Origin of the sequence: Streptomyces sp. NBC_00829 (assembly GCF_045161795.1) — a bacterium.
GTDB lineage: Bacteria > Actinomycetota > Actinomycetes > Streptomycetales > Streptomycetaceae > Streptomyces.
The window spans coordinates 6984352-7009850 of the sequence record NZ_CP108867.1; the positions used below are offsets into that span (position 1 = coordinate 6984352).

Genomic DNA, 25499 nt, shown 5'->3' on the forward strand with positions numbered 1-25499 from the left:
ACCAGCAAGAATGAGGATTGTCGAGGTCCTTGTTCCTGCCACCGTCGGAGGCACTTCCCAGGTGAAGAAGCGTATCGGGTCCTATCCCCGCGTCCGCATTGAGGGCGGCGGTCATGCGGTGGTGTCCCAGGCTGGGGCCGTGCTGCTGGTCGAGACCGCCCGCAAGGCCGGGCTGGACCAGTCGATATCGACGGCGCTGACGCCGTGGCGACGTCCGCGGGCGGTGCACGATCCAGGGAAGATCCTCCTGGACGTGGCCCTCGCGGTCGCGCTGGGCGGGGACTGCCTCGCGGATGTCGGGATGCTGCGGGCCGAGCCGGCCGTGTTCGGGCCGGTGGCCTCCGACCCGACGGTCTCCCGCCTGATCGACACCCTCGCCGCGGCTGGGCCGAAGGCCCTTCACGCGATAAGGGCCGCGCGGGCCCAGGCCCGCGAACACGTCTGGAACCTGGCCAGGAACACGGCCCCGGATGCCTCAGGGCAGGTGATCGTGGACCTGGACGGGGTCCTCGTGCTGGCGCACTCCGAGAAGCAGGACGCCACCGCGACCTGGAAGAAAACCTTCGGACACCATCCGCTGATGGGATTCGTCGATCACGGAAGCGGCGGGAGCGGGGAGCCGGTGGCCGGCCTGCTCAGGCCGGGCAACGCCGGCAGCAACACCGCCGCCGACCACATCGAAGTGGCCCAACTCGCCCTGGCTCAACTGCCGAAGAAGTACCGGCGCGGACGCCAGACGCTGATTCGTACCGACTCCGGAGGCGGAACACATGAGTTCACAGCCTGGCTCGCCCAGCGCGGCCGGTGGCTGTCGTACTCGGTCGGCATGACCATCACCGACGCCATCCACCAGGCCGTCCTCAAGGTCCCGCCCACCGCGTGGACGGTGGCCATCGAGCCGGGCGGCGAGATCCGCGACGGCGCCTGGGTCGCCGAACTTACCGGCGATGCCCTGGGGGCTGGCCGAAGGGAATGCGGCTGATCGTCCGCAAGGAACGGCCGCACCCCGGCGCCCAGTTGCGCTTCACCGACGCCGACGGACTACGCCTCACCGCGTTCGCCACCAACACCACCGGCACGCCGATCGCGCAGCTGGAGCTGCGGCACCGCCAGCGGGCCCGCGCCGAGGACCGTATCCGTGCCGCCCGCGCCACCGGCCTGCGCAACCTGCCTCTGCACGACACCGCGCAGAACCAGATCTGGCTGGAGATCGTCCAGATCGCTCTCGATCTCCTCGCGTGGATGCCCATGCTCGCTTTGACCGGCAAAACCCGCAGGTGGGAGCCCCGCCGCCTCCGGCTCCGCCTCTTCTCCGCCGCCGCCCAGATCGTCACGACCGCCCGCCGCCGGCACCTGAGATTCGCGCGCCACTGGCCCTGGACCGACGTGATCACCGACGCCCTGGCACGGCTCGAAGCTCTCCCCAACCCCGGCTGACCAGCACTTTCCCGTCCCTGCAAGCAGCACCATCCCGACCGGAGCCGTGGAACCCGGCGCCCACCCGACGCGACAGCCGGGCCATCAGCCTGGCCACCACCAGCCCGAACAACCGAAACGGCCCGCCGAAGAAACCGACGGACCGTCACGAAAGATCCAGGCTAAAGACATTGAAAACAGTTCACCCCCGCTGTCTTGCCAACCACTGACCAACCAAGTGACCAAAGGTGACCCGACAACCACCCAAGAGGTGATCCCAGAGACTAACAAACCACCAGGTCAAACGCCGTTTAGGTGAAGAGAGAGGAATGAAAAACAGCACTCTTAGAAGAGAACCCGGACACGGGTCCAACATCGTCATCCACCACCGTGCCACCACCTCAAGCCCCAAGCTCCACACGCCCCCAGAAACGCCGAACGGCCCGCCACCAGGATTTCCCAGCGACGGGCCGCGAACGGCGCTCAGCGGAGCGGCTAGACCCCCTCTCCCTCGTCGGACGGCGTCGCCCACTCGATGGCGCAGCGCGCATCCCCGTCGAAGGGAGCGCCCCGGCGAACAGCTTGCGTGACCGTGATCCTGTCGACTGCGACTCTCAAGAGGTCCCGCCGTATCGGGGTGTCGGCGACTTCCCATGCTTCCAGCAACAGCGTGTTGTCATCGAACATCGTGAGGTCAACGCGATGGCCAGAGAATGCCGTTGCTCGCTGCTGCGCATCCCTCAGAGTGACCTCCGCCTCAGCTACCAATCGGGGGAAGTGCTTACCCATGGCACCCTTATACAAACCCTTGGCGCGGTCGTTGGCGAGTTGTTCAATTGCCGCCTCGGCCGCTTTTACAGCCGCCACAGCCTCTCGCGCATCTTCGGTCTCCTTCGGTGCCGTGAGAGCCGCCCACCTCTCAGCAACGGCAATCATCAGAGGGTCACCCATCTCGGCATAGACCACCTGAGCGAACCAGCGACTGAACACGTACTGCTCTATTCGCTCACGCATGGCAGATGCAGGAGCAGGACACGGCTTACCCATCGCGTGGCCGTTGCATACGTATGACCGGCCCATGGTGGGCATTTTCGAGCCGCAGCCATCGCAGCGCAGAAGGTCAGTCAGAAGGTGCGATGCGCGCCCAACCCGCGCACCAAGCTTTCCCCGCTGGTGCCCCGCCTGCACTCGCCTAGCACGTTCCACGATCTGCGTCGGTGCCGGTCCAACGCCCTTGGCGAACACGGAAACCCGCTGACCTGTGGTGTCCCGATAGGCAACAGGCCACGTGTACTCACGAGAAAGGGCGACTACCTGCCATCCCTCGTAGACAGGGTTCGCGACGATACGGCGCACAGTGGAAGCCCCCCACGCTCCGCCCTTGGGTGACGGAACGACGTCTGCCGTAAGGCCACGTGCAACGGCGCGGGCCGACTTGCCGTCTCCGACCTCTTCCAGAATCCGGAGCACAACCGACCATTCCTTGGCATGGTGCAGTTTCCCCGACTTGTCTTTGCGGAGTCCGTACGGAGCAGCGGACAGCCAAATACCCCTGCGTCGTTGACCATCCTTAGTGTCACGCACCCTGTACGAAAGGAAGTCTGAAGACGACTTAGCTCGCTCGGCATCCATGATGATGCGCTCACGGTCACGGGGTTCAGCACTATCTAGCCGCTCATAGTCGAAGATCAGGCGAGTACCGGAGTCCAGCAATCCGGCAACGACACCAGCACCCTTCCGACTGAAGCGATCCACGGCGTAGCACCAGAGCGCCGGAACCTCCTTGCGCTTAAGCGCCGCCAGAGCACGCTCGAACTCCGGACGCTTCGCATCGGTCCACGCGCTCAGGTTGTCCTTCCAGACCTTCCGCACCCTGTACCCGTGCTGCGCAGCCCATGCCCGTCCACGGTCTTCCTGTGTCTGGAAGGTCAGCGCCTCTACCCCCTCCCGCACGATCTTGCTCTTACGTAAGTACAGGTCTATCTCTTCCACGTTCCCACCCTGTGATCTGCGGAAATGATCCCGTCCGGCAACTATGACAGGGTAAACCGGCCATGTACGTCAAGAATATGGTCACCGGAGCCGCGCAGCTCGACGGGGCGATCCTTGTCGTCTCCGCGCTCGACGGGGTCATGCCACAGACGGCCGAGCATGTCCTGCTCGCCCGCCAAGTGGGCGTCGACCACATCGTGGTCGCCCTGAACAAGGCGGACGCGGGCGACGACGAGCTCACCGACCTGGTGGAGCTGGAGGTCCGCGAGCTGCTCACCTCCCACGGGTACGGCGGCGACGCCGCGCCGGTCGTGCGGGTCTCCGGGCTCAAGGCGCTGGAGGGCGACCCGCGCTGGACGGCGGCCGTCGAGGCGCTGCTCGACGCGGTCGACACCTATGTGCCGATGCCCGTCAGGTACACGGACGCGCCGTTCCTGCTGTCGGTGGAGAACGTCCTCACCATCACCGGCCGCGGCACCGTCGTCACCGGGGCGATCGAGCGGGGCACCGTCCGCGTCGGCGACCGGGTGGAGGTGCTCGGCGCGGACACCGGTCCGCAGAGCAGCACGGTCACAGGCCTGGAGACCTTCGGCAAGCCGATGGAGTGCGCGGAGGCCGGGGACAACGTCGCGCTGCTGCTGCGGGGGATGCCGCGGGACGCCGTGCGCCGCGGCCACGTCGTGGCGGCGCCCGGCAGTACGGTGCCGAGCCGGCGCTTCACGGCGCAGGTGTACGTGCTCTCGGGCCGCGAGGGGGGCCGAACCACCGCGGTCTCCACCGGCTACCGGCCGCAGTTCTACATCCGCACCGCGGACGTCGTCGGCGACATCGACCTCGGTGAGGCGGCCGTCGCACGGCCCGGGGACACGGTCACCATGACCGTGGAGCTGGGCCGCGACATCCCGCTGGAGCCCGGGCTCGGCTTCGCGATCCGTGAGGGCGGTCGCACGGTCGGAGCCGGGACGGTGACCGAACTGGTGTGATCCCCGGCCCGCCTCCCGCTCCGGCGGGAGGCGGGCCGGAGCCGTCGCCGTGCACGGGGAGGCCTCGCCGCGATGCGGGCACAATGAGACGGTGAACGAGCAGATACCGGTCATCCGTGACGTCGACGGCGGCACCGCCAAGCTGATGCCCGACATCGACCGGGAGCGGGCCTGGCTGCTGACGGTGGACGGGGCACCCCAGTCGTATGTGGACCTGGACGCGCCCACGCACATGGAGTTCGAGTACACGCGGCGCCTCGCGCATGTCGTCGACTGCGCCGCGGACGAGGGAGTCCCGCTCGATCTGCTGCATCTGGGAGGCGGGGCGCTGACACTGCCGCGCTACGCGGCCGTGACCCGGCCCGGCTCGCGGCAGGACGTCGTGGAGGCGGACCGCGGACTGCTCGCGCTGGTGGCCGAGCGGCTGCCGCTGCCCGCCGGATCGGGTATCGAGGTGCATGGCGCCGACGCCCGTGCCTGGGTCGAGGCGGCCCCCGAGGACTCGGCGGACGTACTGATCGCCGATGTCTTCGGCGGCTCACGGGTGCCCGCCCATCTCACCTCCGTCGAGTACGCGCAGGCGGCGGAGCGTGTCCTGCGGCCCGGCGGTGTCTACGCGGCCAATCTCGCGGACGGCGCGCCGTTCGCCTTTCTGCGCTCTCAACTGGCCACGTTCGCTGCGGTGTTCCAGGAGATCGCGCTGATCGCCGAGCCCTCGGTCCTGCGCGGCAGGCGCTTCGGCAACACTCTGCTGCTCGCTTCCGGCAAGCCCATCGACACGGCGGCCCTGGCACGTCGCACCGCGTCTGACGCCTTCCCGGCTCGGGTGGAGCACGGACCGCCGCTGACCCGGCTCATCGGAACGGCCGCACCGGTGGCCGACGCGGACGCGGTGCCCTCACCCGAGCCGCCCGACGGGGCTTTCAGCATCGGCTGAGGTGGCAGGCGCACCGGCCACCTGCTTCGTCCTCAGGGTCAGATTCCGTACGTCCGGGACGAACAGCACGGCGGCTGTGACCAGCACGACCAGCGCGGCGCATCCCCACAGGGACTCGCGCCGCCCGAACAGGCTCTCCGCGGGGCCGGCCAGTGCGGTGGCCAGCGGCAGCATCGCCACCGAGCCGAACCAGTCGTACGCGCAGACGCGGGAGAGCATGTCCTGGGGGATCTCCTGGTGCAGCGCCGTCATCCAGGCGACGCCGAAGACCTCGATCGCCACCCCGCTGAGCAGCATCACGGCCGCGAGGCCGGTCACGGGCAGCGGTACGGCGAGTGCGGCCGACGGCGCGGCCAGCGGGAAGACGCAGAGCGTTCCGGCGAGCAGCAGCCGCCGGGGCTTCCAGCGCATCATCAGCAGGGCCCCGCCGAGCGTGCCCACGCCGAACGCGGCCAGGGCCATGCCCCAGGGGCCGGCGCCGCCCAGCTCGTCCCTGGCCACCAGCGGCCCGTAGACGGACTCGGCCGCGCCGACGACGGCGACGACCACCGAGAACTGGGCGACGATGGCCCAGAGCCACGGCCGGCTGCTGACCTCCTTCCAGCCGTCGCGCAAATCGGCCAGCAGTCCACCGCCGCCTTCCCGGGCGGGGACCCGGCCGACGTCCAGGAAGGCGCGGAACGCACCCGCGACGGCGAACGCCGCGGCATCCACGGCAAGGACCCAGCCGGGGCCGACCGCTGCGATGAGCGCGCCGCCGAGCGCGGCTCCGCCGATGGCCGCCCCGTGCATCGCCATCCGGAAGAGCGCGAAGGCCCGGCTCGCCTGCTCGCCGCCGACAGTGGAGATCAGCATGCCCTCGGCGGCCGGGTTGAAGAACGCCTGTCCGGTACCGCAGAGCGCGGTCAGCAACATCATCTGCCACAGCCGCGGGTCGCCCGCCAGGACCAGGACGGCGAAGGCCGCCTGGGACACACAGTTGAGCGCGTTGGCGGCGACCATGACCCGGTGCCGCGGCATCCGGTCGGCGACCGCGCCACCGATCAGCAGAAAGAGAACGAGGGGGAGCGTCCTGGCGGCCGCGACGAGGCCCACGTCGCCGCCGTCCCCGCCGGACTGCAGAACCGCGAACGCCGCCGCGATCAGCGCACCGTGGCTGCCCAGGTTGGTGACGATCGCGGCGGCGGTCAGCAGGACGTAGTTGCGGCCCGCCCATTCGGGGCGGCGCGCACGGCGGGAAGTGGCGGTGGGGGAGGTCACCACGGGACTATCCCCGCTGCCGGGCCGATTGCCAAACCAATAGTCCGGTGGCCGGCCCGCGCGTCACCCGGCCGACCTCTTAAACCGTCGGCCGACCTCTTGGACCGTCAGGCGGGCTCTTGGTCCGTCTGCCGGGCCCTCAGTCCGTCGGCGTGCCCGCCAGGCGCACGGTGCCGAGGATCTGCTGGATGGTTGCGTCCGTGACCTCGCCCGGGACACCCGTGTTGGCGTACAGCACCCAGGTCTTGAAGTCACCCTGCGGGTTCTTGAACGTGAAGGCGACCGACTTGCCGTCAGTCTCGCACTTGTTCGACTTCTTCACGCCGAGCGCGGTGGCGGTCGCGACGCTGCCGCTGAGACCCGACTTGGTGGTGTACGGCTTGGCCTTGGTGATCTTGACGGTGCCCTTGGGCTCGGTCTGGGCGTAACCCGCCCACACCCAGTTGCCGGCCTCGTTGTAGGCGGCGGTCGCGGAGTCCTTCGCGCCCTTGCCGCCCTTGGTGCCGGTCGTGCTCAGGCCCGAGTCCTCCGGCTTGCCGTCCTTGTTGGAGTCGAAGGAGCACCACTTGCTCTTGTAGTGGGCCGGGGCCGACATGGCGATGACGGGAGAGCCGTCGCCCTTCTTCTCGTCCTCGAAGCCGGTGCTCACGCCCGCGCCCGCGACCTCCCAGGTGGGCGGGACGTCGAACGCCGTGCCGTGCTTCGGGTTGGTGACGACCTTCCAGCCCGCGATGGTGGGCTTGGCGTCCTCGCCGCCGCGCGGGTTCTCGGTCGGCGAAGCGGGCGTGTCGCTGGGCTTGTCCGTCGAGGGCGTCTTGGACGTCGTGACCTTGCCGCCCTCGTCGCCGGTGCCGCCCTTGTCGTCGTCCTTCAGCACGATGAAGCCGGTGACGGCCGCGGCGACGACGACGGCCGTGGCCGCGACGATCGCTACGATCGTCGTCTTCTTCTTGTTGTCCTGCGGCGGCTGGGGCGCGCCGGGCGGCTGCCCCGGCACGGCGTACTGCGGCACCGTCGGCTGCTGGTACGGGTTGGGCTGCTGATATCCCGGCTGCTGGTACCCAGGCTGCTGATAGGGATTCGGCTGGTGGTATCCCGGCTGCTGGTACGGGTTCTGGTCCTGCGGGTTCTGCTCGCCCCCGGGCGGCTGCTGTCCTGGCCACATGGCGAGTAACCATAGAGGTGCGGTGTCACGCGTGCCACGTCCGCCCCCGCACGGGCATGGCCAAGAGTCCTACCGGTGGGTAACATTGCCCTCCATGAGCGCTGATCAGATGACAGTCGGCGAGATGCTCGCCGCGACCGTTCCCATGGCCAGGACCCTCAATCTGGAGTTCCTTCAGACCACGTCAGAGCGTGCCGTCGTCCGTATGCCGGACCAGTCCGACTACCACAACCACGTCGGCGGCCCGCACGCCGGTGCCATGTTCACGCTGGCCGAGACCGCGAGCGGCGCCATCGTCATCGCAGCCTTCGGCGACCAGATGAACCGGGCCGTGCCGCTCGCTGTCAAGGCGGAAATCGGCTACAAGAAGCTGGCGATGGGCGTCGTCACCGCGACCGCCACCCTCGGACGCCCGGTCAAGGAGGTCGTCGCCGAGCTCGACGCCGGTGGGCGTCCCGAGTTCCCGGTCGAGATCGCCATCCAGCGCGAGGACGGCGCGGTGACCGGGGAGATGACCATCGTCTGGACTCTGCGCCCCAACGCCTGAGCGCCACCACCACCCGGAACCGCTGGTTCCTCCCTCTGCTCGCGCGGGGTGCTCCGCTCTTGGCAGTCGCGGTGACAACGTCACCGGGTAGGCTGCCCGGCAAGCGCCGGCGAGGCGCACGCCGGGCAGTCGTTGCGCGGCGAGACTTCGGGAGGAACCGGCGTTGCACGTCCAGGAGTGGCTCGAGACCGTTCCCGCGGTCAGCATCTACCTCCTGGTGGGGGTGGTCATCGGGCTGGAGAGCCTCGGTATTCCGCTGCCGGGTGAGATCGTCCTCGTCAGCTCGGCGCTGCTCGCCTCTCAGCACGGCGAGATCAACCCGTACGTCCTCGGGGCCTGCGCGTCCGCGGGCGCGATCATCGGCGACTCGATCGGCTATGCCATCGGACGCAAGGGCGGAAGGCCGCTGCTGGCCTGGCTCGGTGGAAAGTTCCCCAAGCACTTCGGTGAGCCACAGATCGCCCTGGCCGAGCGGTCCTTCGAGAAGTGGGGCATGTGGGCCGTCTTCTTCGGACGGTTCGTCGCCCTGCTGCGCATCTTCGCCGGGCCGCTCGCGGGCGTCCTGCGCATGCCGTACTGGAAGTTCCTCATCGCCAACGTCCTCGGCGGAATCCTCTGGGCGGGCGGCACGACCGCCGTCATCTACTCCGTCGGCGTCGTCGCCGAAGCCTGGCTCAAGCGCTTCTCGTGGCTGGGGCTCGTGGTCGCCGTGCTGATCGGGCTCACCTCCCTGCTGGTGCTCAAGAACCGCGCCAAGAAGGCGGCTGCGCAGGCGCAGAGCCCGGCGGCCGAGCCTGACGCCGTGCCCGCGGCCGACTGAGCCACACGGCCCGGCGCACATCCGGCACGTGAACGACCGGACATCCGGCGGTGGCGGATCCGGCGGGGAAACCAAGGAGAAGGCGATGGCACACCAGGCACTGATCGCGGCGGTGGGCGGCAAGCAGCCGAGCATCGCGCCCGGCGCCTTCACCGCGCCCACCTCCGTGGTGATCGGTGAGGTCACGATGGCTCCGGGTGCCAGCGTCTGGTACCACACGGTGCTGCGCGCCGACTGCGGCCCCATCGTCCTCGGCGCCGACACCAACATCCAGGACAACTGCACGGTCCATGTCGACCCCGGCTTCCCGGTCACCGTCGGCGAGCGGGTCTCGGTCGGTCACAACGCCGTACTGCACGGCTGCACGGTCGAGGACGACGTCCTGATCGGCATGGGGGCCACGGTCCTCAACGGCGCCCACATCGGCGCCGGTTCACTGATCGCGGCGCAAGCGCTCGTCCCCCAGGGGATGCGGGTCCCGCCCGGCTCACTTGTCGCGGGCGTGCCCGCCAAGGTCAAGCGCGAGCTGACCGAAGAGGAGCGCGAGGGCATCAAGCTCAACGCGTCGATGTATCTGATGCTCGCCAAGGGGCACGGCGAAGCCACCGAGATCGGCTGACCGTTCGCCGGCCTTGTGGCCGTAGGACGTCATACCGCCGCGGCGGTCCTCATCGCGGCTGAGGCCCGGGTTGCCGGGGAGCGGCGACGCGGGCGGACATGACGATCTCGGCCGCCACCACGCTGCCCGCCTCCAGCCGGCGTGTGGTGGTTCGCGTCGCGAACGACTCGACGAGCCGCAGGCCGTGCCCGCAGTCGGCGTGGGCGTCCAGCGGCTCCTGCCGTCGTACCTGGCGGTGCACCCAACTCCCGCCGTCCCTCACCTCGGTGATCAGGGTGTTCCCGCGGACCTTGATGGCCACCGCGACCCACGTACTGCCGCTGTGCAGCACCACATTGCTGACGAGTTCGGTGACGATCACCGAGAGCGCCTCGTGGAAGTCGTCGTGCAGTCGCCATCGATGAGCCACGGCCCGCGCGAAATGTCTCAGCGTGCGCGCGGCATCCGGCGTCGCCGACATCGCACACTGGGCCAGACCCGAAATTCCGCCGTGCGGCATGAGGCTCGCGGGCGGACGTTGGGAGGACTCCTCTGATGCGATCACGGTCAGCTCCTTTTGCCCGGGTGGACGCCCGGGAGCAGCTCTACGCTCATGGCAACGCATCATCGGCGCAATTGGGGAGACTGAAGTACGGATACCTAAAGAAATGAAATGACCGGAAATGTCGAGGAGAGTGAGCTGGTGAGCACGCTCAGTGACGACGCCTGGGAACGCTGGCTGAAGCAGTCGCTGGACCGTCCCGCCCGGCAGCCTGCGCTGCTGCTGGTCGAGGGGCCCGCCGGGACCGGCAAAAGCAGACTGGTCGACCGGCTGCTCGCCGCCTCGGAGGGCGGCCCCCGCCCACGCATCGTGCTGACCTTCGTCTCCTGCGGCAGCTCCCTGGCGTATCACCCCGGCGCACGCCCCGGGACGGCCGGCGACCGGGGCGCCAACCCCGAAGCGACCCCGCTGTCCTCACGTGTCCATCCGGACGCTGCCGCCCTGGCCGAGGAACTGACGCCCCTCCTGGAATCCGACGGCCCCGTCCTGCTGATCGCCGAGGACGTCCATCGGGCCGACCCCGCCTCCCGGGAGTTGCTGCGCCGGGTCCTGGAACGGCCGCCCGCCGGACTCGCGACAGTGCTCGCCTACCGGCCGGAGGAACTGACCGAGCCGGGCCTCGTCCTCGGCCGAGCCGTCGCCTACCCGGCACGCCTCTCCCTCCTGCGGATACGCCTCGAACCGCTGGACGCCCAGCAGGTGCGCACGATGGTCGAGGAGCGGCTGGGCGCCGAAAGCTGCCCGCCCGAGCTGATCGCCCGCATCCACGAGCGCTCCGCCGGTGTTCCGCAGGTCGTCGTCGACCTGGTGCGCCAGCTGGAGGACGTATGCGGGCCCCGGGAGCGCTACGGCGCACGGGACGTGGACGCCACAGGGACCCCCGTGCGCCTGGCCGAGCTGGTCCTCGGGCGGCTGGCGGCGCTGCCCCCGGAGCAGCGGGCCGTCGCCGGCGCGGCGGCGGTCCTCGACGAGCCGAGCAGCGCCGAGGATCTGTACGCGGTGGCCGCGCTGCCCGCCGAAACCGGGCGCTCCGCGCTGGTGGCCGCGCTGCGGGCAGCGGTACTCCAGGAGACCGGCAGTGGCCTGTACGGGTTTCCGTCCCCGCTCGCCGGAACAGCCGTCTACCAGGAGCTTCCCGGGCCCCTGCGTCAGGATCTGCACCGCCGGGCGGCGACCGTCCTCGCCCACCGCAGGCCGGTGCCCTGGGCCCGGCTCGCGACGCACCGCCGGCGCGGCGGCCGGCTGCGCGGCTGGCTGAAAGCGGTCGAACGGGCCGCAGAGCAGTGTGCCGAGGCCGGTGATCACCAGACGGCGATGGACCTGCTGGAGCAGGCCCTGTCCCACCCCGCCGTGCCGCGCGAGGTCCGCGCCCGCCTCGCGCCGCTGCTGGCCCACAGCGCGGTCCTCGGGCTGCACACCGACCAGACCGTGCAGGTGCTGCGCCAGATCCTCGACGAGCAGTCCCTGCCCCCGGCCGTACGCGGCCAGATCCGGCTCGACCTGGGACTGGTCCTGTACAACCAGGCAGGCATGGGCCTCCAGGGCTGGGTGGAGCTGGAACAGGCGGTCGACGAGCTGGCCGAACGTCCCGCTCTCGCCGCACGCGCCATGTCGGCGCTCGCGATGCCCGTCATGTCCGCCGTCCCGCTGGAGCGGAATCTGCACTGGCTGGAGAAGGTCCAGAAGATGGCGGCCCGCAGTGACGACCCCGAGGTGCGCACGGCGGTCGCCGCCAGCTGCATCGCCGTACAGCTGGAGATCGGGGACCCCACAGCGTGGGAGGTGCTCGACCGGCTGCGCGAGGAGACCGTTCACCCCGAGCGGCTTCCCCATGTGGCACGCGGTGTGGTCAACGCCGCCGACGCCTCCTTGTGGCTGGGCCATCTCCGGCGCGTCGGTGACCTGCTGGAGGAAGGACTGGACTTGGCGGCCCGCAGCGGGGCGTCCTACGTCGAACAGGACGGACGCGGCAGCGTCCTGCTGCTGGACTGGATCACCGGACGGTGGAACGGCCTGGCCGGCCGGGCGCGGGCCTTCGTCGCCGAGTCCGGTGTGATGCCGGGACCGGCGGCCGACGCACGCATCGTGCTCGGCATGCTCGCCCTGGCCCAGGGCGAATGGCAGCAGATGGCGGCCTGGTTGTCCGGGGAGGGACGCCCCCTGCCGGTCGGCTCACCGCTGCCGCATGTCGCCGCCGCGGCCGGCGCGCTGGTCCGCACCGCGCTCGCCCGCGGCGATGCCGACACAGCCGCCGCGGAGGCCGCCGACGCCTGGGACCGGCTGCGCGACAAGGGCGTCTGGGTGTGGGCGGCCGAACTGGCGCCCTGGGCCGTCGAGGCGACCGCCCGCGCGGGCCGCAGGAAGGCGGCCGAGGAGATGGCCGCCGAGTTCGAGGGGGGACTCAAGGGCAATCCCGCGCCCTCGGCGGTCGCGGCACTGCACTGGTGCCGCGGTGTGCTGCTGGAGACCGCGGGCGAGCCTGCGCCGGCTGCTTCCCACTTCCGCGACGCGGCTGCGGTGTACGCCGAGATGCCCCGCCCGTACGCGGCCGTTCTCGCCACCGAGCTGGCCGCCCGGTGCGTGCTGGAGGCGGGAGAGGACCCCGAGGCCGAGGCGTCCGCCATAGAGGAGCTCGCATCCTGTGTCCAGCGGCTGACCGACCTGGGAGCGGGCTGGGACGCCGCCCGGGTCCGGGCGACGCTCCGCTCCCACCAGCCCGGGGCGGAGCAGCGCCCGCGCGGGCGCCCGAGCTACGGCGACCAGCTCTCCCCTCGCGAGCAGGAGGTTGTCGACCTGGCCTCCGCCGGGCTCACCAACCGGGAGATCGCCGCCACCCTGCATCTGTCGCCGCGCACCGTCGAGCAACACGTCTCCCGGGCCCGCCGGAAGCTCGAATCGCAGTCACGTCAGCAACTCAACCGTGCACGGGGCACACGGGCCACATGAATTTCTTACGTATCCGTAGATCGACTCTACGGACAGGCGGGGGCGGGAAGGCGGCATAGCTTCCCCTCACCGAAAGCGGAACGCACCATTGCCCGGAGCTCTCGCGGCAACAGAGTGCCCGCTTCGGCGCTGTGTTCGGGGTGCCGGATTACAGGGCGGGCGCGTGCCGCATCCCCACCGCTGGTGGCCGCCTCCGCCGAGGGGGTCCGGCCCCGAACACGGTCCTGCGGAGGGGGAAGGATTCGGCCAGGACGCCGTCCGTGTCAGCTGATGGATGATCAGTACCCTTGACGGCGACGCGGCGTTGATGCCGTGTGCTGGGACGGATGAGCAGTGCAGCCGCGGCCGATCACCCACGGGAGGGGCCGGTTCCAGCCATCCCGTGACAGGGGATCCGCGGTGGGGTGAACGTCACAGCCGAGCACGCACGTCCGCCCAGGTCGGGCCGATTACCGTGGGCGGGTGCCGAAAAACCGAAACACGTTCTCGTCGCTCGCCGCCTGGCGTCGGCGTGTCCTCGCGCGCGCCGTGCACGGCGGCTGGCGCTGGGTGCAGGAGGCGGGTGCCGTCACCGCCGAGCACCCAGGACGGTTGCGCTTCCGCTGCATCGGCTCCGGCACGCGGCTCGCCTTCCCGCAGGGCACGGTTTTCGGCGAGGCCTGGATCGAGCTCGGCGACCACTGCGTCATCGGGGAGCAGGTCACCCTGACGGCGGGGATGATGCCCGGTCTGGACCTCGGCGTCGACACCGTGCTGAGGCTGGGCGACGGTGTGGTTCTCGGCCGCGGCAGCCATGTCATCGCCGATACGCAGGTGACCATCGGTTCGGACACCTACTGCGGCCCGTACGTCTACATCACCTCGACCAATCACAGTTACGACGACCCGCACGAGCCGGTGGGCCGGCAGTGGCCGCGGACCGAGCCCGTGGAGATCGGGCGCGGTTGCTGGCTGGGCACCGGGGCGGTGATCCTTCCCGGCGCACGCCTCGGCCGCAATGTGGTGGTCGCCGCGGGTGCCGTCGTACGCGGCGAGGTCCCCGACCACTCGGTGGTCGCCGGTGCTCCCGCGCGCGTGGTCCGTAGCTGGGATCCCGTCCGCGGCTGGCAGCCCCCGCTGCGCACTCCCGCTCCCGTGCCGATCCCGGAGGGGGTCACCCCCGAGCAGCTGCTCGCGCTCGCCGGTCTCGAAGAGAGCCTTGAGGAAAGCCTCGAAGAGAGCTGAGGCAGTGTCGAAGCGGGCCCTGAAGAGGGCTGAGGAAGCGTAGAAGCGTGCCCTGAAGAGGGCTGAGGGGTCTGACGATCGCCGTGGCTCAGCCGGTGGCCAGCAGTACGGTTCCCACCAGCGCAAGTCCCGCGCCCGCCGCCTGGATCACCCTCAGCCGCTCCTTGAGTACGACGAGCGCGGCGAGCACGGTCACCACCGGGTAGAGGTTGGCCAGCACTGCGGCGACGGTGACGGGGCCGATCTGTGCGGCGACGGAGTAGGTGCCGTTGGCCGCGACATCGGCGAGGCCGACGAAGGCGAGCGCCGGGAGCGCGGACAGGACGACCCGGGCGCCGCCGTCCTCGGGCAGGACCCGCCCGCCGCGCTTCACCGAGCCGTACAGCGCCGCGCCGCCGACCGCGACATTGGTGACGCGCTGGACGAAGAGGGCGAGGAAGAGCCCGGTGATCGTGGTCGACGCCTCGGAGATCAGCGCCATCACCGCGCCGAAGCCGAAGGCGGCGAGCAGCGTCAGCAGGATCGCCTGACGCCGCACCGGCGCTCCGCGCAGCTCGGGGCCGCCCGCGAGGACGATTCCGGCGACGGCGACCGCGATACCGGCGAACTGCAGCAGTCCCGGCCGCTCGCCGATGACCAGGCCGACACCGACCGGCACCGCGACGCCCAGTGATCCGAGCGGGGAGACCACGCCCATCGGGCCGAGGGCGAGCGCCTTGTAGAAGGAGAGCATTGCCACCGGGCCGACCGCGCCCGCCGCCGCGGCGTACCAGAGCTGCGGTCCGGCTTCGTGCCATGCGCCGGTGGCCAGCACGATCGTGCCGAGCACCAGCACCGCGATCGACTGCGAGACGACCACCACGGTGAGGGCCGGTGTGCGCCGCGTCAGCAGGCCGCCGCCGAAGTCGGCCAGGCCCCAGAGCAGGCTGGTGGCCAGGGCGAACAGTGCGGTCATGTCGAGCCTCGCAGTACAGTGCGGTGAACGCTTGGGTGCACCACACCGTAGTGCAGTATATTGAACTCTGTCATTGAGAATATTGGACGGAACGTGTCGGACCTCGACCAGCTGACGCAGTCGCTCGCCCGCAACCTCAAGCACTGGCGAGGTGAGCGCGGGCTCACCCTCGACACGCTCGCCGCCCGCTCCGGAGTGAGCCGGGGCATGATCATCCAGATCGAGCAGGCGCGCACGAATCCGAGCGTCGGCACCACGGTGAAGCTCGCCGACGCCCTCGGCGTCAGCATCACCACGCTCCTCGACTACGAGCAGGGCCCGCAGGTCCGCCTCGTACCCCCGGAGCAGACCGTCCGGCTGTGGTCCACGTCGACAGGGAGCTCAGCCAGGCTGCTCGTCGGCGCCGAACGCCGCGGGCCTCTCGAAATGTGGGCCTGGAAGCTGATGCCCGGCGACCGCAGCGAGTCCGACCCGCACCCGGAAGGGACCGTCGAGCTCCTCCATGTGAGTGCGGGCGAGCTCACCCTCGTCGTCGACGGCGAGGCCTACCCCGTGGCGGCGGGTACGTCCGCCACCTTCGAGGCGAACGTGTCGCACGCCTACCGCAACGACGGCGAGGACACAGTGGAGATGACCATGGCCGTCGCCGTCCCGCCCGTACGCTGAGACACGATCGCGCACCGCGGAGCCGCTGTTAGCGTGAGGCCATGCGCGCTCCCATCGGACACTTCGACGAAGCCCGGCCCGCCGCCGACTGCCTCGACGAGCTCACCCGGCCGGTCGCCGATGCCGTGCGCGCCTGGCAGGGAACCGTCCCGGCAGGGCAGTTGATCTATGTCGACACCGACCCGGCGATCGCCGACACCGCCGTCTTCGTCGAGCACCACGGGCAGGAACTGCTCGACAACTCGGCGAACTGCGTGGTCGTGGCCGGCAGGCGTGGCGGAGAGTCGACGCTCGCCGCCTGCGTGGTCCTCTCCAGAATGCGCGTCGATGTCAACGGCGTCGTCCGCAGGCAACTGGGCGCCCGCAAGGCGTCGTTCGCGTCCATGGACACGGCGACCGGCGAGAGCGCGATGGAGTACGGCGGCATCACCCCCATCGGGCTGCCCGCCGACTGGCCCCTGCTGGTGGACTCCGCCGTCGTCGAAACGGAGTGGGTCCTCATCGGAAGCGGTCGTCGGCGCGGCAAGCTGATCGTGCCCGGCAAGGCCTTCGTGGGGCTGCCCGGTGCGGTGGTCGTGGACGGCCTCGGCGTCTAGGCCGGTCCGGGCGATCTTGCCGGGCTCACAGTTTCGGCTGTGCAGTCCGCCCGTTCAGCCGAGCCGCGGAATCTCGATCGCCGGACAGCGGTCCATCACCATGTCGAGGCCGGCTTCGCGGGTGCGCTCGTACGCCTCCTCGTCGATCACACCCAGCTGGAACCAGACCGCCTTCGCGCCGATCGCCGCGGCCTCGTCCGCGATCTGTCCCGCCAGATCGGAATTGACGAAGACATCGACCACGTCGACCTCGAAGGGAATGTCGGCGAGGGTGGCATAGCCCTGCTCGCCGTGGACCGTCTCCGCCTTCGGATGCACCGGCACGATGCGCTTGCCGTAGCGCTGGAGCACATCGGCCACACCGTGCGCGGCCCGCGACTCGTTGCCGGACAGGCCGACCACCGCCCATGTGTCGCCGGTCGCGGTCAGGATCCTGCGGATCGTCTCTGCGTCTGCGTACATGCACCGGACAACCGGAGTCCGGTGCGGAGCATTCCCCTCCGCGCGGCGCATAGGGTGGCGTGATGCAGGAGCAGTACCGGACGGTCGCCCGCGAGGGCGTGCACGAGACCGAGATCAGCAGATCGCGCTTCATCTGCGCGCTCGCGCCCGCCGCGACCGAACAGGAGGCGCAGGCCTTCGTCGCACGCATCCGCAAGGAGCACCCGACCGCCACACACAACTGCTTCGCGTATGTCGTCGGTGCCGACGCGGCCGTACAGAAGGCGAGCGACGACGGCGAACCCGGCGGCACCGCGGGCGTGCCCATGCTGCAGATGCTGATGCGGCGCGAAGTCCGTTATGTCGTGGCCGTCGTCACCCGGTACTACGGCGGAGTGAAACTCGGCGCGGGCGGACTCATCAGGGCGTACGGGGGAGCGGTCGGCGAAGCCCTGGACGCTCTGGGCACCCTCACCCGGCAGCGCTTCCGGCTGGCCACCGTCACCGTCGACCACCAGCGGGCGGGCAAGCTGGAGAACGACCTGCGCGCGACCGGACGCGATGTGCGCGAGGTGCGCTACGCGGAGGCTGTCACGATCGAGATCGGTCTCCCGGAGGCCGATGTGGAGGCGTTCCGGGCCTGGCTCGCCGACGCCACGGCGGGGACTGCGGGACTGGAGTTGGGCGGTGAGGCGTATGGGGACGCCTGAAGCCGCCCGGGATGTCCGACCCCACCGATACGCTCGGGGATCATGAGATTCCTGCATACGTCGGACTGGCACCTGGGGCGGTCGTTCCACCGGGTGAGCATGCTCGACGCCCAGGCCGCGTTCCTCGACCACCTGGTGACGACGGTGCGCGAGCGCGACGTGGACGCGGTGCTGGTCGCAGGTGATGTGTACGACCGCGCGGTGCCGCCGCTCGCGGCCGTGGAACTCTTCGACCGGGCCCTGCACCGGCTCGCCGCCGCAGGAGTACCGACCGTGATGATCTCCGGCAACCACGACTCGGCGCGCAGACTGGGCGTCGGAGCAGGGCTGATCGACCGCGCCGGGATATATCTGCGCACCGACCCCGCCGCGTGCGGCACCCCCGTACTGCTGAGCGACGCCCACGGCGAGGTGGCGTGCTACGGCCTGCCCTATCTCGAACCGGCCTTGGTGAAGGACGAGTTCAGGACTCAGAAGGCGGGCCACGAGTCCGTCATCGGCGCGGCCATGGCGCGTGTCCGGGCAGACCTCGCGGACAGGGGGCCGACGACCCGGTCGGTCGTCCTCGCCCATGCCTTTGTCGCGGGCGGCGAGGAGAGCGACAGCGAGCGCGACATCACCGTGGGAGGTGTGTCCGCCGTCCCCGCCGGAGTCTTCCACGGCGTCGACTATGTCGCGCTCGGCCATCTGCACGGCTGCCAGACCATCTCCGAGCGCGTGCGCTACAGCGGATCCCCGCTCGCGTACTCCTTCTCGGAGACCCATCACCGCAAGACCATGTGGCTCGTCGACCTCGATGGGCAGGGTGCGATCACCGCCGAGCGCGTCGACTGCCCCGCGCCCCGCGCGCTGGCCCGGCTGCGCGGAGCACTGCAGGACCTGCTCGACGATCCGGCTCTCCGCACGCACGAGGAGTCGTTCGTCGAGGCCACGCTCACCGACCCCGTCCGCCCGGCCGAGCCGATGGTCCGGCTCGTCGAGCGCTTCCCGCACACCCTGAGCCTGGTCTTCGACCCCGACCGCGCCGACGCCGACCCCCTCGCCTCGTACGCCCAGCGGCTGAAGGGCCGGACCGACCAGCAGATCGCCGAGGACTTCGTGGCCCACGTGCGCGGCGGCAGCGGACCCGACGATCTCGAACGGACCGTGCTGCGCGGCGCGTTCGAGGACGTACGGGTGGACGACGGCGTGCGCGAGGTGGCCAGGTGAGACTGCACAGGCTCAGCGTCACCGCCTTCGGCCCCTTCGGTGCCCGGCAGGACATCGACTTCGACGCCCTCTCCTCCGGCGGGATCTTTCTTCTCCACGGACCGACCGGCGCGGGCAAGTCGTCCGTCCTCGACGCCGTCTGCTTCGCGCTGTACGCGGCGGTACCGGGCGCACGGCAGAGCGCCGGGACGTCGCTGCGCAGCGACCATGCCGTGGCCGGCACCTTCACCGAGGTCTCTCTCGAACTGACCGTCGGGGGACGGAGGCTGGAGATCACCCGCCGTCCCGCACAGCTGCGCCCCAAGAAGAGGAAGAGCGGGGGCCTCACCACGGAGAAGGCTCAGAGCCAGCTGCGGGAGTACGACGCCGTGGCGGGCGCCTGGACGTCGCTGAGCCGCTCCCATCAGGAGATCGGTGAGGAGATCGCCCAGCTCCTGGGAATGAGCCGGGAGCAGTTCTGCCAGGTCGTACTGCTGCCCCAGGGCGACTTCGCGCGCTTTCTGCGTGCCGACGCGGAAGCGCGCGGCAAGCTGCTGGGGCGGCTGTTCGACACCCGCCGCTTCGCCGCGGTCGAGGACCGCCTCGCCGAGCGGCGGCGCGCGGCCGAGCAGCAGGTGCGGACCGGGGACGAGCGCCTGCTCGCGCTCGCGCACCGGATGGAACAGGCCGCGGGAGCGGTGGCCGGTGACTGGCCACCGCCCCGGCAACAGCCGGGGGATCCGGGACTGGCCACGGCCGTCCTGGAGTGGGCGGCCGTAGCCCGCTCGGGCGCTCGCGAGGCACTCGACATCGCCGACTGCGCGGTGTCCGCGGCGGAGAGCCGGCAGGCCGCGGCCCGCCGGGCCCTCGACACACAGCGCGAACTGGCCGGGCTCCAGGACCGGTACGAGGACGCGCGCCGGCGGGCAGCGGCACTGGAGGCGCGACGGCCCGAGCGGGAGCAGCTCTCCACCAGGCTCGAACGGGCCCGCAAGGCGGAGCGCGTGGAGCCCGCGCTGCGGCTGCGCGAGGACGCCGAGCGGGAACACCGCACTGCGCACGCCGACCGCGAACGGGTCCGGTCCGGGCTGCCGCCCGAACTCGTCGAGGCCGGAGCGGAGCAACTGGCCGCGCTGGAACGGACTCTGCGCCAGGATCTCGGCCGCCTCGAAGCCGCCCGCCGTGCCGAGCGGCGCAGCGATGAGATCAGCCACGAGCGCCATGAGCTGGAACGCCAGGCCCGGGCCGACGACGACATCCTGCACGAGGCGGCGGGCTGGCTGGCCGGCTGGGAGGGGGTCCGCAGGGGCCACCAGGAACGGATCGTCGCCGCCCAGGAGGCGGCCACCCGCGCCGAGCACCTGGCCGGACAGCTCGACCCCGCCCGCCGGAGGCTGCGCGCCGCCCGCGAACGGGACGACCTGGCGGCCCGCACAGAGCGGGCGAGGGAGCGGCTGGGCTCGGCCCGCGAGGGGGCGAGCGCCGCACGCGAGAGCTGGCTCGACCTGAAGGAGCGCCGACTGCGCGGCATCGCGGCGGAGCTGGCCACAGGGCTGGTGTCCGGCGAGCCCTGTGCCGTCTGCGGCTCGGCGGACCATCCCGCACCGGCTCGCGCAGGCGCGGGCCATGTGGACCGGGCCGCGGAAGACGCGGCGTACCAGGAGTACACCCGGGGGGACGAGGCGAAGGCGGAGGCCGAGCGGGAACTGGCGGTGGCACGGGAGGCGTTCGCCTCGGCCCGCGACAGGGCACGGCTCGTGCCGGGAGGCCCTGCTCCGGCGGCGGAGCCCGGCGACGCCGAGGGGCGCGAGAGCGGGAGCGGACCCGCCGAGGAGATGGATACGGAGCGTTCCGACGGCAGGACCGGTGCGACCGGACACAGGGACAGGGGCGCCAACTCGGATCCGGCGGTCGGCGCCACCCGGCACCACGCCTCGGCACCGGGCCCCGATCCCGATGTCGCCGAACTGCAGGCCCTCGTCCGGGAGCTGGAGAGCGACCATGCCCGGGCACACACCCTCGCCTCCGGCATGCATGCCGCGCGCGAAGCCCTCGAACAGGCCGAGCGTGAGCACAACGACCGGCTCGCCGCACAGCGGCAGACGGAGCGAAGGACCGCCGCCCGGACGTCGCAGCGGGAAGCCATCGACCGCGAACAGGCCGCGCTGGAGGACGAATTGGCCCGCGCCCGAGGTGGTGCGGGTACGGTCGCCGAGCACGCCGCCCTCCTGGAGCGCCGGATCCGGCTGCTCACCGACGCCGCCGAGGCCGTGCGGATGTACGACGTCACCGCGCAGCGCCTGAAGGAGGCCGACGACCGGCTCGCCGACGCCGCCTTCCGCGCGGGGTTCGACACTCCGCGGGCCGCGGCGGCCGCACTGCTCGGCGGACCTGACCAGCGCGACCTCCAGCACCGTATCGATGCCTGGCAGACCGAGGCCGCCGCGGTCGCCGACCGGCTTGCCGAGGAGGACTCCCGCAGCGCTTCGCGGGAGAATCCGGCCGACGTGGATAAGGCCCGCGCCGCCCACGACCGCGCCGACCGAGCCCTGCGTGACGCCGCGTCCCGTCTCGCCGCCGCACGTGAGCGGTGCGTCGAGCTGGCGAAGCTGTCAGGCCGGGCGGTCACGGAGGTGCTGGGGCTGGGCCCGCTGCGCGAGCGGTACGACCGGGTGGCCCGGCTGGCCGGGCTCACCGCCGGCACCTCCGCCGACAACGAACGCAGGATGCGCCTTGAGTCGTATGTGCTCGCCGCCCGTCTCGAACAGGTCGCCGCCGCCGCCACCGTACGACTGCTGCGGATGTCCTCCGGCCGCTACACCCTGGTCCACTCCGACGCCAAGGAGGGCGGCAAGCGCTCCGGCCTCGGTCTGCGTGTCGTGGACGCCTGGACCGGAAGCGAACGCGACACCGCCACACTCTCCGGCGGCGAGACCTTCTTCGCCTCGCTCGCCCTGGCGCTCGGCCTCGCCGACGTGGTCACCGACGAGGCGGGGGGCGTGCCGCTGGACACCCTCTTCATCGACGAGGGCTTCGGAAGTCTGGACGAGCAGACCCTGGACGAGGTGCTCGACGTGCTCGACTCGCTGCGCGAACGGGACCGCAGCGTGGGCATCGTCAGCCATGTCGCCGATCTGCGCCGCCGTATCCCCGCGCAGCTGGAGGTCGTCAAGGACCGGCACGGCTCGGTGGTGCGGCTGTGCGGGACGGCGGTCAGCGGCTGATCGCGCGCCGCGGCAGCGGTGAGGAGTAGACGACGCTGGTGGTGACCGAGCCCAGGGCCCCGACCTTGCCCGATACCTCGACCCCGGCCTCCTCCAGCCGCCGCACCCGTTCGGTGACGGCGCTCGCGGACATCGAGACGGCCCGCGCCAGCTCGGCGAACGTGGCACGGCCCTCGCTCTGGAGGGCCTGCAGTATGCGCCAGTCGGTGGCGTCCGGTGAATATCCGGTCATGACCGAGAGACAACAGGGGAATCCCCGGCCGATCAAGACAAGTCCCGCGGTTTCTCACTGTATGGAAACGATCACCGATCGTAGATTTTGAGTCATGACAACGACGCAGCTCACTCCGAACCCGGTCCTGCGCGTCGCGCCGGCGCCTCCCGCCGCTGCCGCCGCCTACTTCCGGGCCAGCCTGGTCTTTCACGCCGATGTCTCCGATGTGGCCGCCTCGCTCGCGGCCGGCGGTGACCCCGGATTCGTCGTCCTGGACTCCCGTTCCACCGAGTCGTGGGACCAGGGGCACATACCGGGGGCGATCCATCTGCCGACCGCCCTGATCGCCGAGCAGGCCGGGCACCTGCTCGACACGTCGGTGCCCGTCGTCACCTACTGCTGGGGCCCGGGCTGCAACGGCGCGACCCGTGCCGCTCTCGCTCTCGCCGAACTCGGCTACCAGGTCAAGGAGATGCTCGGCGGCTTCGAGTACTGGGTTCGTGAGGGCTTCGCGTTCGAGACCTGGGAGGGCGGCTCGAAGCGGGACGCCGACCCGCTTGCCGCGCCCGTCCTCGCGGACAACTGCGGCTGCTGATCCACCGGTCCGCCGACCACCGGTCCGCCGGGTCAGCCCGGTCCGCCGACCACCGGTCCACCGGTCAACTGACGACGGACTACCGACGGACGGGGCGCGGCCGAGTGACAGCGTGACGAGGGGAGGGCACGGCCGACGGGGCCGGAATCAGCTCGCGGACGTTCCCCCCGCGCCGCCCGTCAGAGCTTGGACAGCTCGTCGACGAGATCGTCCAGGCCGAGCGAACCCTGTGAAAGCGCCGCCATGTGCCAGGCCTTCGCGTCGAACGCGTCACCGTGCGCCTTGCGCGCGTTCTCCCGGCCCAGCAGCCAGGCGCGCTCGCCCAGCTTGTAACCGATGGCCTGCGCCGGCATCGACAGATACCGCGTCAGCTCGCTCTCCACGAAGTCAGCGGGCCGCCCGCTGTGGTTGCCGAAGAACTCCTGCGCCAGCTCCGGAGTCCACCGCTCGCCCGGGTGGAAGGGAGAGTCCGCGGGGATCTCCAGTTCCAGATGCATGCCGATGTCGACGATGACCCGGCACGCGCGCATCATCTGGGCGTCCAGATAACCGAGCCTGCGCTCCGGATCGGGCAGAAAGCCCAGTTCGTCCATGAGGCGCTCCGCATACAGAGCCCAGCCCTCGGCGTTGGCGCTGACTCCGCCGATCGTGGCCTGGTAGCGGGAGAGCCGGTCCGCGATGTGCACCCACTGCGCGATCTGCAGATGGTGGCCCGGAACGCCCTCGTGGTACCAGGTCGAGACGAGGTCGTACACCGGGAAGCGGGTGGCGCCCATGGTCGGCAGCCAGGTACACCCGGGACGGCTGAAGTCCTCCGAGGGGCCGGTGTAGTACGGCGCCGCCGCGCCCCCGGGAGGAGCGATCCGGGACTCGACGACCCGTACCCGCTCGGCGAGTTCGAAGTGCGTGCCGTCCAGCGCCTCGATCGCCTCGTCCATCAGCTTCTGGAGCCAGACCCGCACCTCCTCGACACCCTCGATGTGCTCGCCGTGCTCGTCGAGGTGGGCCAGCGCCTCCCAAGGCCCCGCGCCCGGAAGGATCTTGTCGGCCTCGACCTTCATCTCGGCCAGCAGCCGGTCGTACTCGGACCAGCCGTAGGCATACGCCTCGTCGAGGTCGAGGTCGGTGCCGTTGAAGAACCGCGACCAGCGGGCGTACCGCTCGCGGCCGACCGTGTCGGGAGCGTCGGCGACGGCCGGCGCGTACACATCGCGCATCCAGTCGCGCAGTTCGGCCAGGGCAGTGGTGGCCGCACGGGCCGCGGAGTCGAGTTCCGCGCGGAGCGTGAGGGGGCCGTCCGCGACGAACTCGTCGAACCAGCTGCGGCCTGTGCCGAGCCACTCCGTCATTTGGCTGATATTCGTTTCTGTGGCACGCGGACCGCCCAGGAGCTTGCGCTCCAGTCCGAGGTCCAGAGAGGCCCGGTAACCCTCGAGCGCGCGCGGCACCGCACGTAGCCGCTGCGCGACGGCCGCCCAGTCCTCATCCGTCTCGGTGGGGGTCACGGTGAACACCTCGCGCACCGTATGCACCGGTGAGCGCATGTTGCTCACCGTACGGAGCCCTTCATCGGCCTCGTGAACAGCGAGTTCGGCCGACAGACGCTCTCGCAACAACCGGCCGCAGCGCCGTTCCGTGTCGCTCTCGGCCCCGGGTAGTTTCTCGGCGGCGTCCAGCCGCGCGAGCGTCTCCCGGGCGAGTTCGGCAAAGGCCTCCTGACCTGCAGGGGAGTAGTCGGGGAGAAGCCCCGAGCTCTCCTTGATGCCGAGATAGGTGCCGATCGTCGGATCGAGCTCGATGAGTGCGTCGACGTAGGCGTCGGCGACCTGGCGGGGCAGCGCGCTGCTGAGGGTGACTGGCATGCGCACATCCTCATACGAGTGGGGCCCCCGCGTCACCATCATCGGTTCCCAGCGGCCTGTCAGGCACCTGTCGAAGGAGGGAGCAACGGACCGCAGTCCCACTGCTGGAATATCAGTCGCGTCTCGACACGGGCGACTTCGCGCCGGGAGGTGAATTGGTCCACCACGAGGCGCTGCAGATCGGCCGTGTCCGCGACGGCCACATGCACCAGGTAGTCGTCGGGTCCGGTGAGATGGAACAGTGCCCGTGACTCCGGCAGGGCACGGATCCGTTCGACGAACGGCCCGATCAGTTCCCGCCGGTGCGGACGCACCTGGACCGAGAGCAGTGCTTCCAGGCCGCGCCCCAGCCGGGCCGGGTCGAGGGCCAGCCGGTGTCCGAGGATCACACCGGAGCGGCGCAGCCTCGCGACCCGGTCGAGACACGTCGATGGAGCGACTCCGACCTCCGCCGCAAGATCGCGGTAGGTGGTCCGGGCGTCGTTCTGGAGAAGACGGAGAATCTCAAGATCCACCGGGTCGAGAGCGACGGTTTCAGCCATTGGCCGAATTTAGCACGGGCCATCGCCAACAGTTTCCGTCAGGTGTTCACAGTGCC

At 70.6% G+C, this 25499-nt stretch carries 21 protein-coding genes and 2 pseudogenes; 14 read left to right on the forward strand and 9 right to left on the reverse strand.

Annotated features, from left to right (window positions below; all coding sequences use genetic code 11):
• The first annotated feature begins 61 nt into the window (after positions 1-61).
• Positions 62-1437: pseudogene (locus OG293_RS31290) on the forward strand (IS1380 family transposase).
• A 474-nt stretch (positions 1438-1911) separates the two neighbouring features.
• Here OG293_RS31290 and OG293_RS31295 read toward each other — a convergent pair.
• Positions 1912-3408: a recombinase family protein gene (locus tag OG293_RS31295; RefSeq protein WP_406002110.1), complete on the reverse strand. Its 1497-nt coding sequence runs from the start codon at positions 3406-3408 to the stop codon at positions 1912-1914.
• Positions 3409-3467: 59 nt separating this feature from the next.
• Between OG293_RS31295 and OG293_RS31300 the strand changes: the two are divergent.
• A pseudogene (locus OG293_RS31300) lies at positions 3468-4391 on the forward strand (elongation factor Tu); the annotation flags it as partial.
• A 91-nt stretch (positions 4392-4482) separates the two neighbouring features.
• Positions 4483-5328 carry a spermidine synthase gene (locus tag OG293_RS31305; RefSeq protein ID WP_406002111.1) on the forward strand — a complete coding sequence of 282 codons (846 nt, stop codon included), beginning with the start codon at positions 4483-4485 and terminating at the stop codon, positions 5326-5328.
• On the opposite strand, the gene OG293_RS31310 is transcribed toward OG293_RS31305, so the two are convergent.
• Positions 5290-6588 carry an MFS transporter gene (locus OG293_RS31310; protein WP_406002112.1) on the reverse strand — a complete coding sequence of 433 codons (1299 nt, stop codon included), beginning with the start codon at positions 6586-6588 and terminating at the stop codon, positions 5290-5292. The genes OG293_RS31305 and OG293_RS31310 overlap by 39 nt on opposite strands.
• 139 nt (positions 6589-6727) lie before the next feature.
• Positions 6728-7753, reverse strand: coding sequence for a hypothetical protein (locus tag OG293_RS31315; protein ID WP_406002113.1), 1026 nt, complete (start codon positions 7751-7753; stop codon positions 6728-6730).
• Positions 7754-7862: 109 nt separating this feature from the next.
• Here OG293_RS31315 and OG293_RS31320 point away from each other — a divergent pair, with 109 nt between their 5' ends.
• From OG293_RS31320 to OG293_RS31330, 3 genes are all read left to right on the forward strand, one after another.
• On the forward strand, positions 7863-8300 hold the full coding sequence (locus OG293_RS31320) for a DUF4442 domain-containing protein (RefSeq protein ID WP_406003774.1): 438 nt from the start codon (positions 7863-7865) through the stop codon (positions 8298-8300).
• A 163-nt stretch (positions 8301-8463) separates the two neighbouring features.
• On the forward strand, positions 8464-9120 hold the full coding sequence (locus OG293_RS31325; protein ID WP_406002114.1) for a DedA family protein: 657 nt from the start codon (positions 8464-8466) through the stop codon (positions 9118-9120).
• Positions 9121-9205: 85 nt separating this feature from the next.
• Positions 9206-9739 (forward strand): gamma carbonic anhydrase family protein, encoded by a 534-nt coding sequence (locus OG293_RS31330; RefSeq protein WP_406002115.1) that lies wholly within the window; start codon positions 9206-9208, stop codon positions 9737-9739.
• Positions 9740-9788: 49 nt separating this feature from the next.
• Here OG293_RS31330 and OG293_RS31335 read toward each other — a convergent pair whose 3' ends face one another.
• Complete coding sequence (locus OG293_RS31335) at positions 9789-10283, reverse strand: ATP-binding protein (protein WP_406002116.1); 495 nt, start codon at positions 10281-10283, stop codon at positions 9789-9791.
• A gap of 108 nt (positions 10284-10391) precedes the next feature.
• Between OG293_RS31335 and OG293_RS31340 the strand changes: the two genes are divergently transcribed.
• Both OG293_RS31340 and OG293_RS31345 read left to right on the forward strand, forming a co-directional pair.
• Complete coding sequence (locus tag OG293_RS31340; protein WP_406002117.1) at positions 10392-13226, forward strand: LuxR C-terminal-related transcriptional regulator; 2835 nt, start codon at positions 10392-10394, stop codon at positions 13224-13226.
• Positions 13227-13688: 462 nt separating this feature from the next.
• Positions 13689-14450: an acyltransferase gene (locus tag OG293_RS31345; RefSeq protein ID WP_406002118.1), complete on the forward strand. Its 762-nt coding sequence runs from the start codon at positions 13689-13691 to the stop codon at positions 14448-14450.
• 88 nt (positions 14451-14538) lie between these two features.
• On the opposite strand, the gene OG293_RS31350 is transcribed toward OG293_RS31345, so the two are convergent.
• Positions 14539-15405 (reverse strand): EamA family transporter, encoded by an 867-nt coding sequence (locus OG293_RS31350; protein ID WP_406002119.1) that lies wholly within the window; start codon positions 15403-15405, stop codon positions 14539-14541.
• A 93-nt stretch (positions 15406-15498) separates the two neighbouring features.
• Between OG293_RS31350 and OG293_RS31355 the strand changes: the two genes are divergently transcribed.
• Positions 15499-16071 (forward strand): helix-turn-helix domain-containing protein, encoded by a 573-nt coding sequence (locus tag OG293_RS31355; protein WP_406002120.1) that lies wholly within the window; start codon positions 15499-15501, stop codon positions 16069-16071.
• A gap of 41 nt (positions 16072-16112) precedes the next feature.
• Complete coding sequence (locus tag OG293_RS31360) at positions 16113-16667, forward strand: YbaK/EbsC family protein (protein ID WP_406002121.1); 555 nt, start codon at positions 16113-16115, stop codon at positions 16665-16667.
• A 54-nt stretch (positions 16668-16721) separates the two neighbouring features.
• Here the strand turns inward: OG293_RS31360 and OG293_RS31365 are convergent, their stop codons facing one another.
• Positions 16722-17129, reverse strand: a complete 408-nt coding sequence (locus tag OG293_RS31365; protein ID WP_406002122.1) for a CoA-binding protein — start codon at positions 17127-17129, stop codon at positions 16722-16724.
• 62 nt (positions 17130-17191) lie between these two features.
• Between OG293_RS31365 and OG293_RS31370 the strand changes: the two genes are divergently transcribed.
• Genes OG293_RS31370 through OG293_RS31380 form a run of 3 tightly spaced genes read left to right on the forward strand, consistent with a single transcriptional unit; the run spans position 17192 to position 22230 of the window.
• Positions 17192-17818, forward strand: coding sequence for a YigZ family protein (locus OG293_RS31370; protein WP_406002123.1), 627 nt, complete (start codon positions 17192-17194; stop codon positions 17816-17818).
• A 42-nt stretch (positions 17819-17860) separates the two neighbouring features.
• Entirely contained in the window at positions 17861-19027 is a 1167-nt protein-coding gene (locus tag OG293_RS31375; protein ID WP_406002124.1) for an exonuclease SbcCD subunit D, read from the forward strand.
• Complete coding sequence (locus OG293_RS31380) at positions 19024-22230, forward strand: AAA family ATPase (RefSeq protein ID WP_406002125.1); 3207 nt, start codon at positions 19024-19026, stop codon at positions 22228-22230. Before OG293_RS31375 ends, OG293_RS31380 begins: the two co-directional genes overlap by 4 nt.
• Here the strand turns inward: OG293_RS31380 and OG293_RS31385 are convergent.
• Complete coding sequence (locus OG293_RS31385; RefSeq protein ID WP_406002126.1) at positions 22220-22462, reverse strand: Lrp/AsnC family transcriptional regulator; 243 nt, start codon at positions 22460-22462, stop codon at positions 22220-22222. The genes OG293_RS31380 and OG293_RS31385 overlap by 11 nt on opposite strands.
• Positions 22463-22556: 94 nt before the next feature.
• Here OG293_RS31385 and OG293_RS31390 point away from each other — a divergent pair, with 94 nt between their 5' ends.
• Positions 22557-23039 carry a rhodanese-like domain-containing protein gene (locus OG293_RS31390; protein ID WP_406002127.1) on the forward strand — a complete coding sequence of 161 codons (483 nt, stop codon included), beginning with the start codon at positions 22557-22559 and terminating at the stop codon, positions 23037-23039.
• 179 nt (positions 23040-23218) lie between these two features.
• On the opposite strand, the gene OG293_RS31395 is transcribed toward OG293_RS31390, so the two are convergent.
• Positions 23219-24901, reverse strand: coding sequence for a DUF885 domain-containing protein (locus OG293_RS31395; protein ID WP_406002128.1), 1683 nt, complete (start codon positions 24899-24901; stop codon positions 23219-23221).
• A 59-nt stretch (positions 24902-24960) separates the two neighbouring features.
• Complete coding sequence (locus OG293_RS31400) at positions 24961-25443, reverse strand: Lrp/AsnC family transcriptional regulator (protein WP_406002129.1); 483 nt, start codon at positions 25441-25443, stop codon at positions 24961-24963.
• Positions 25444-25499 lie beyond the last annotated feature (56 nt).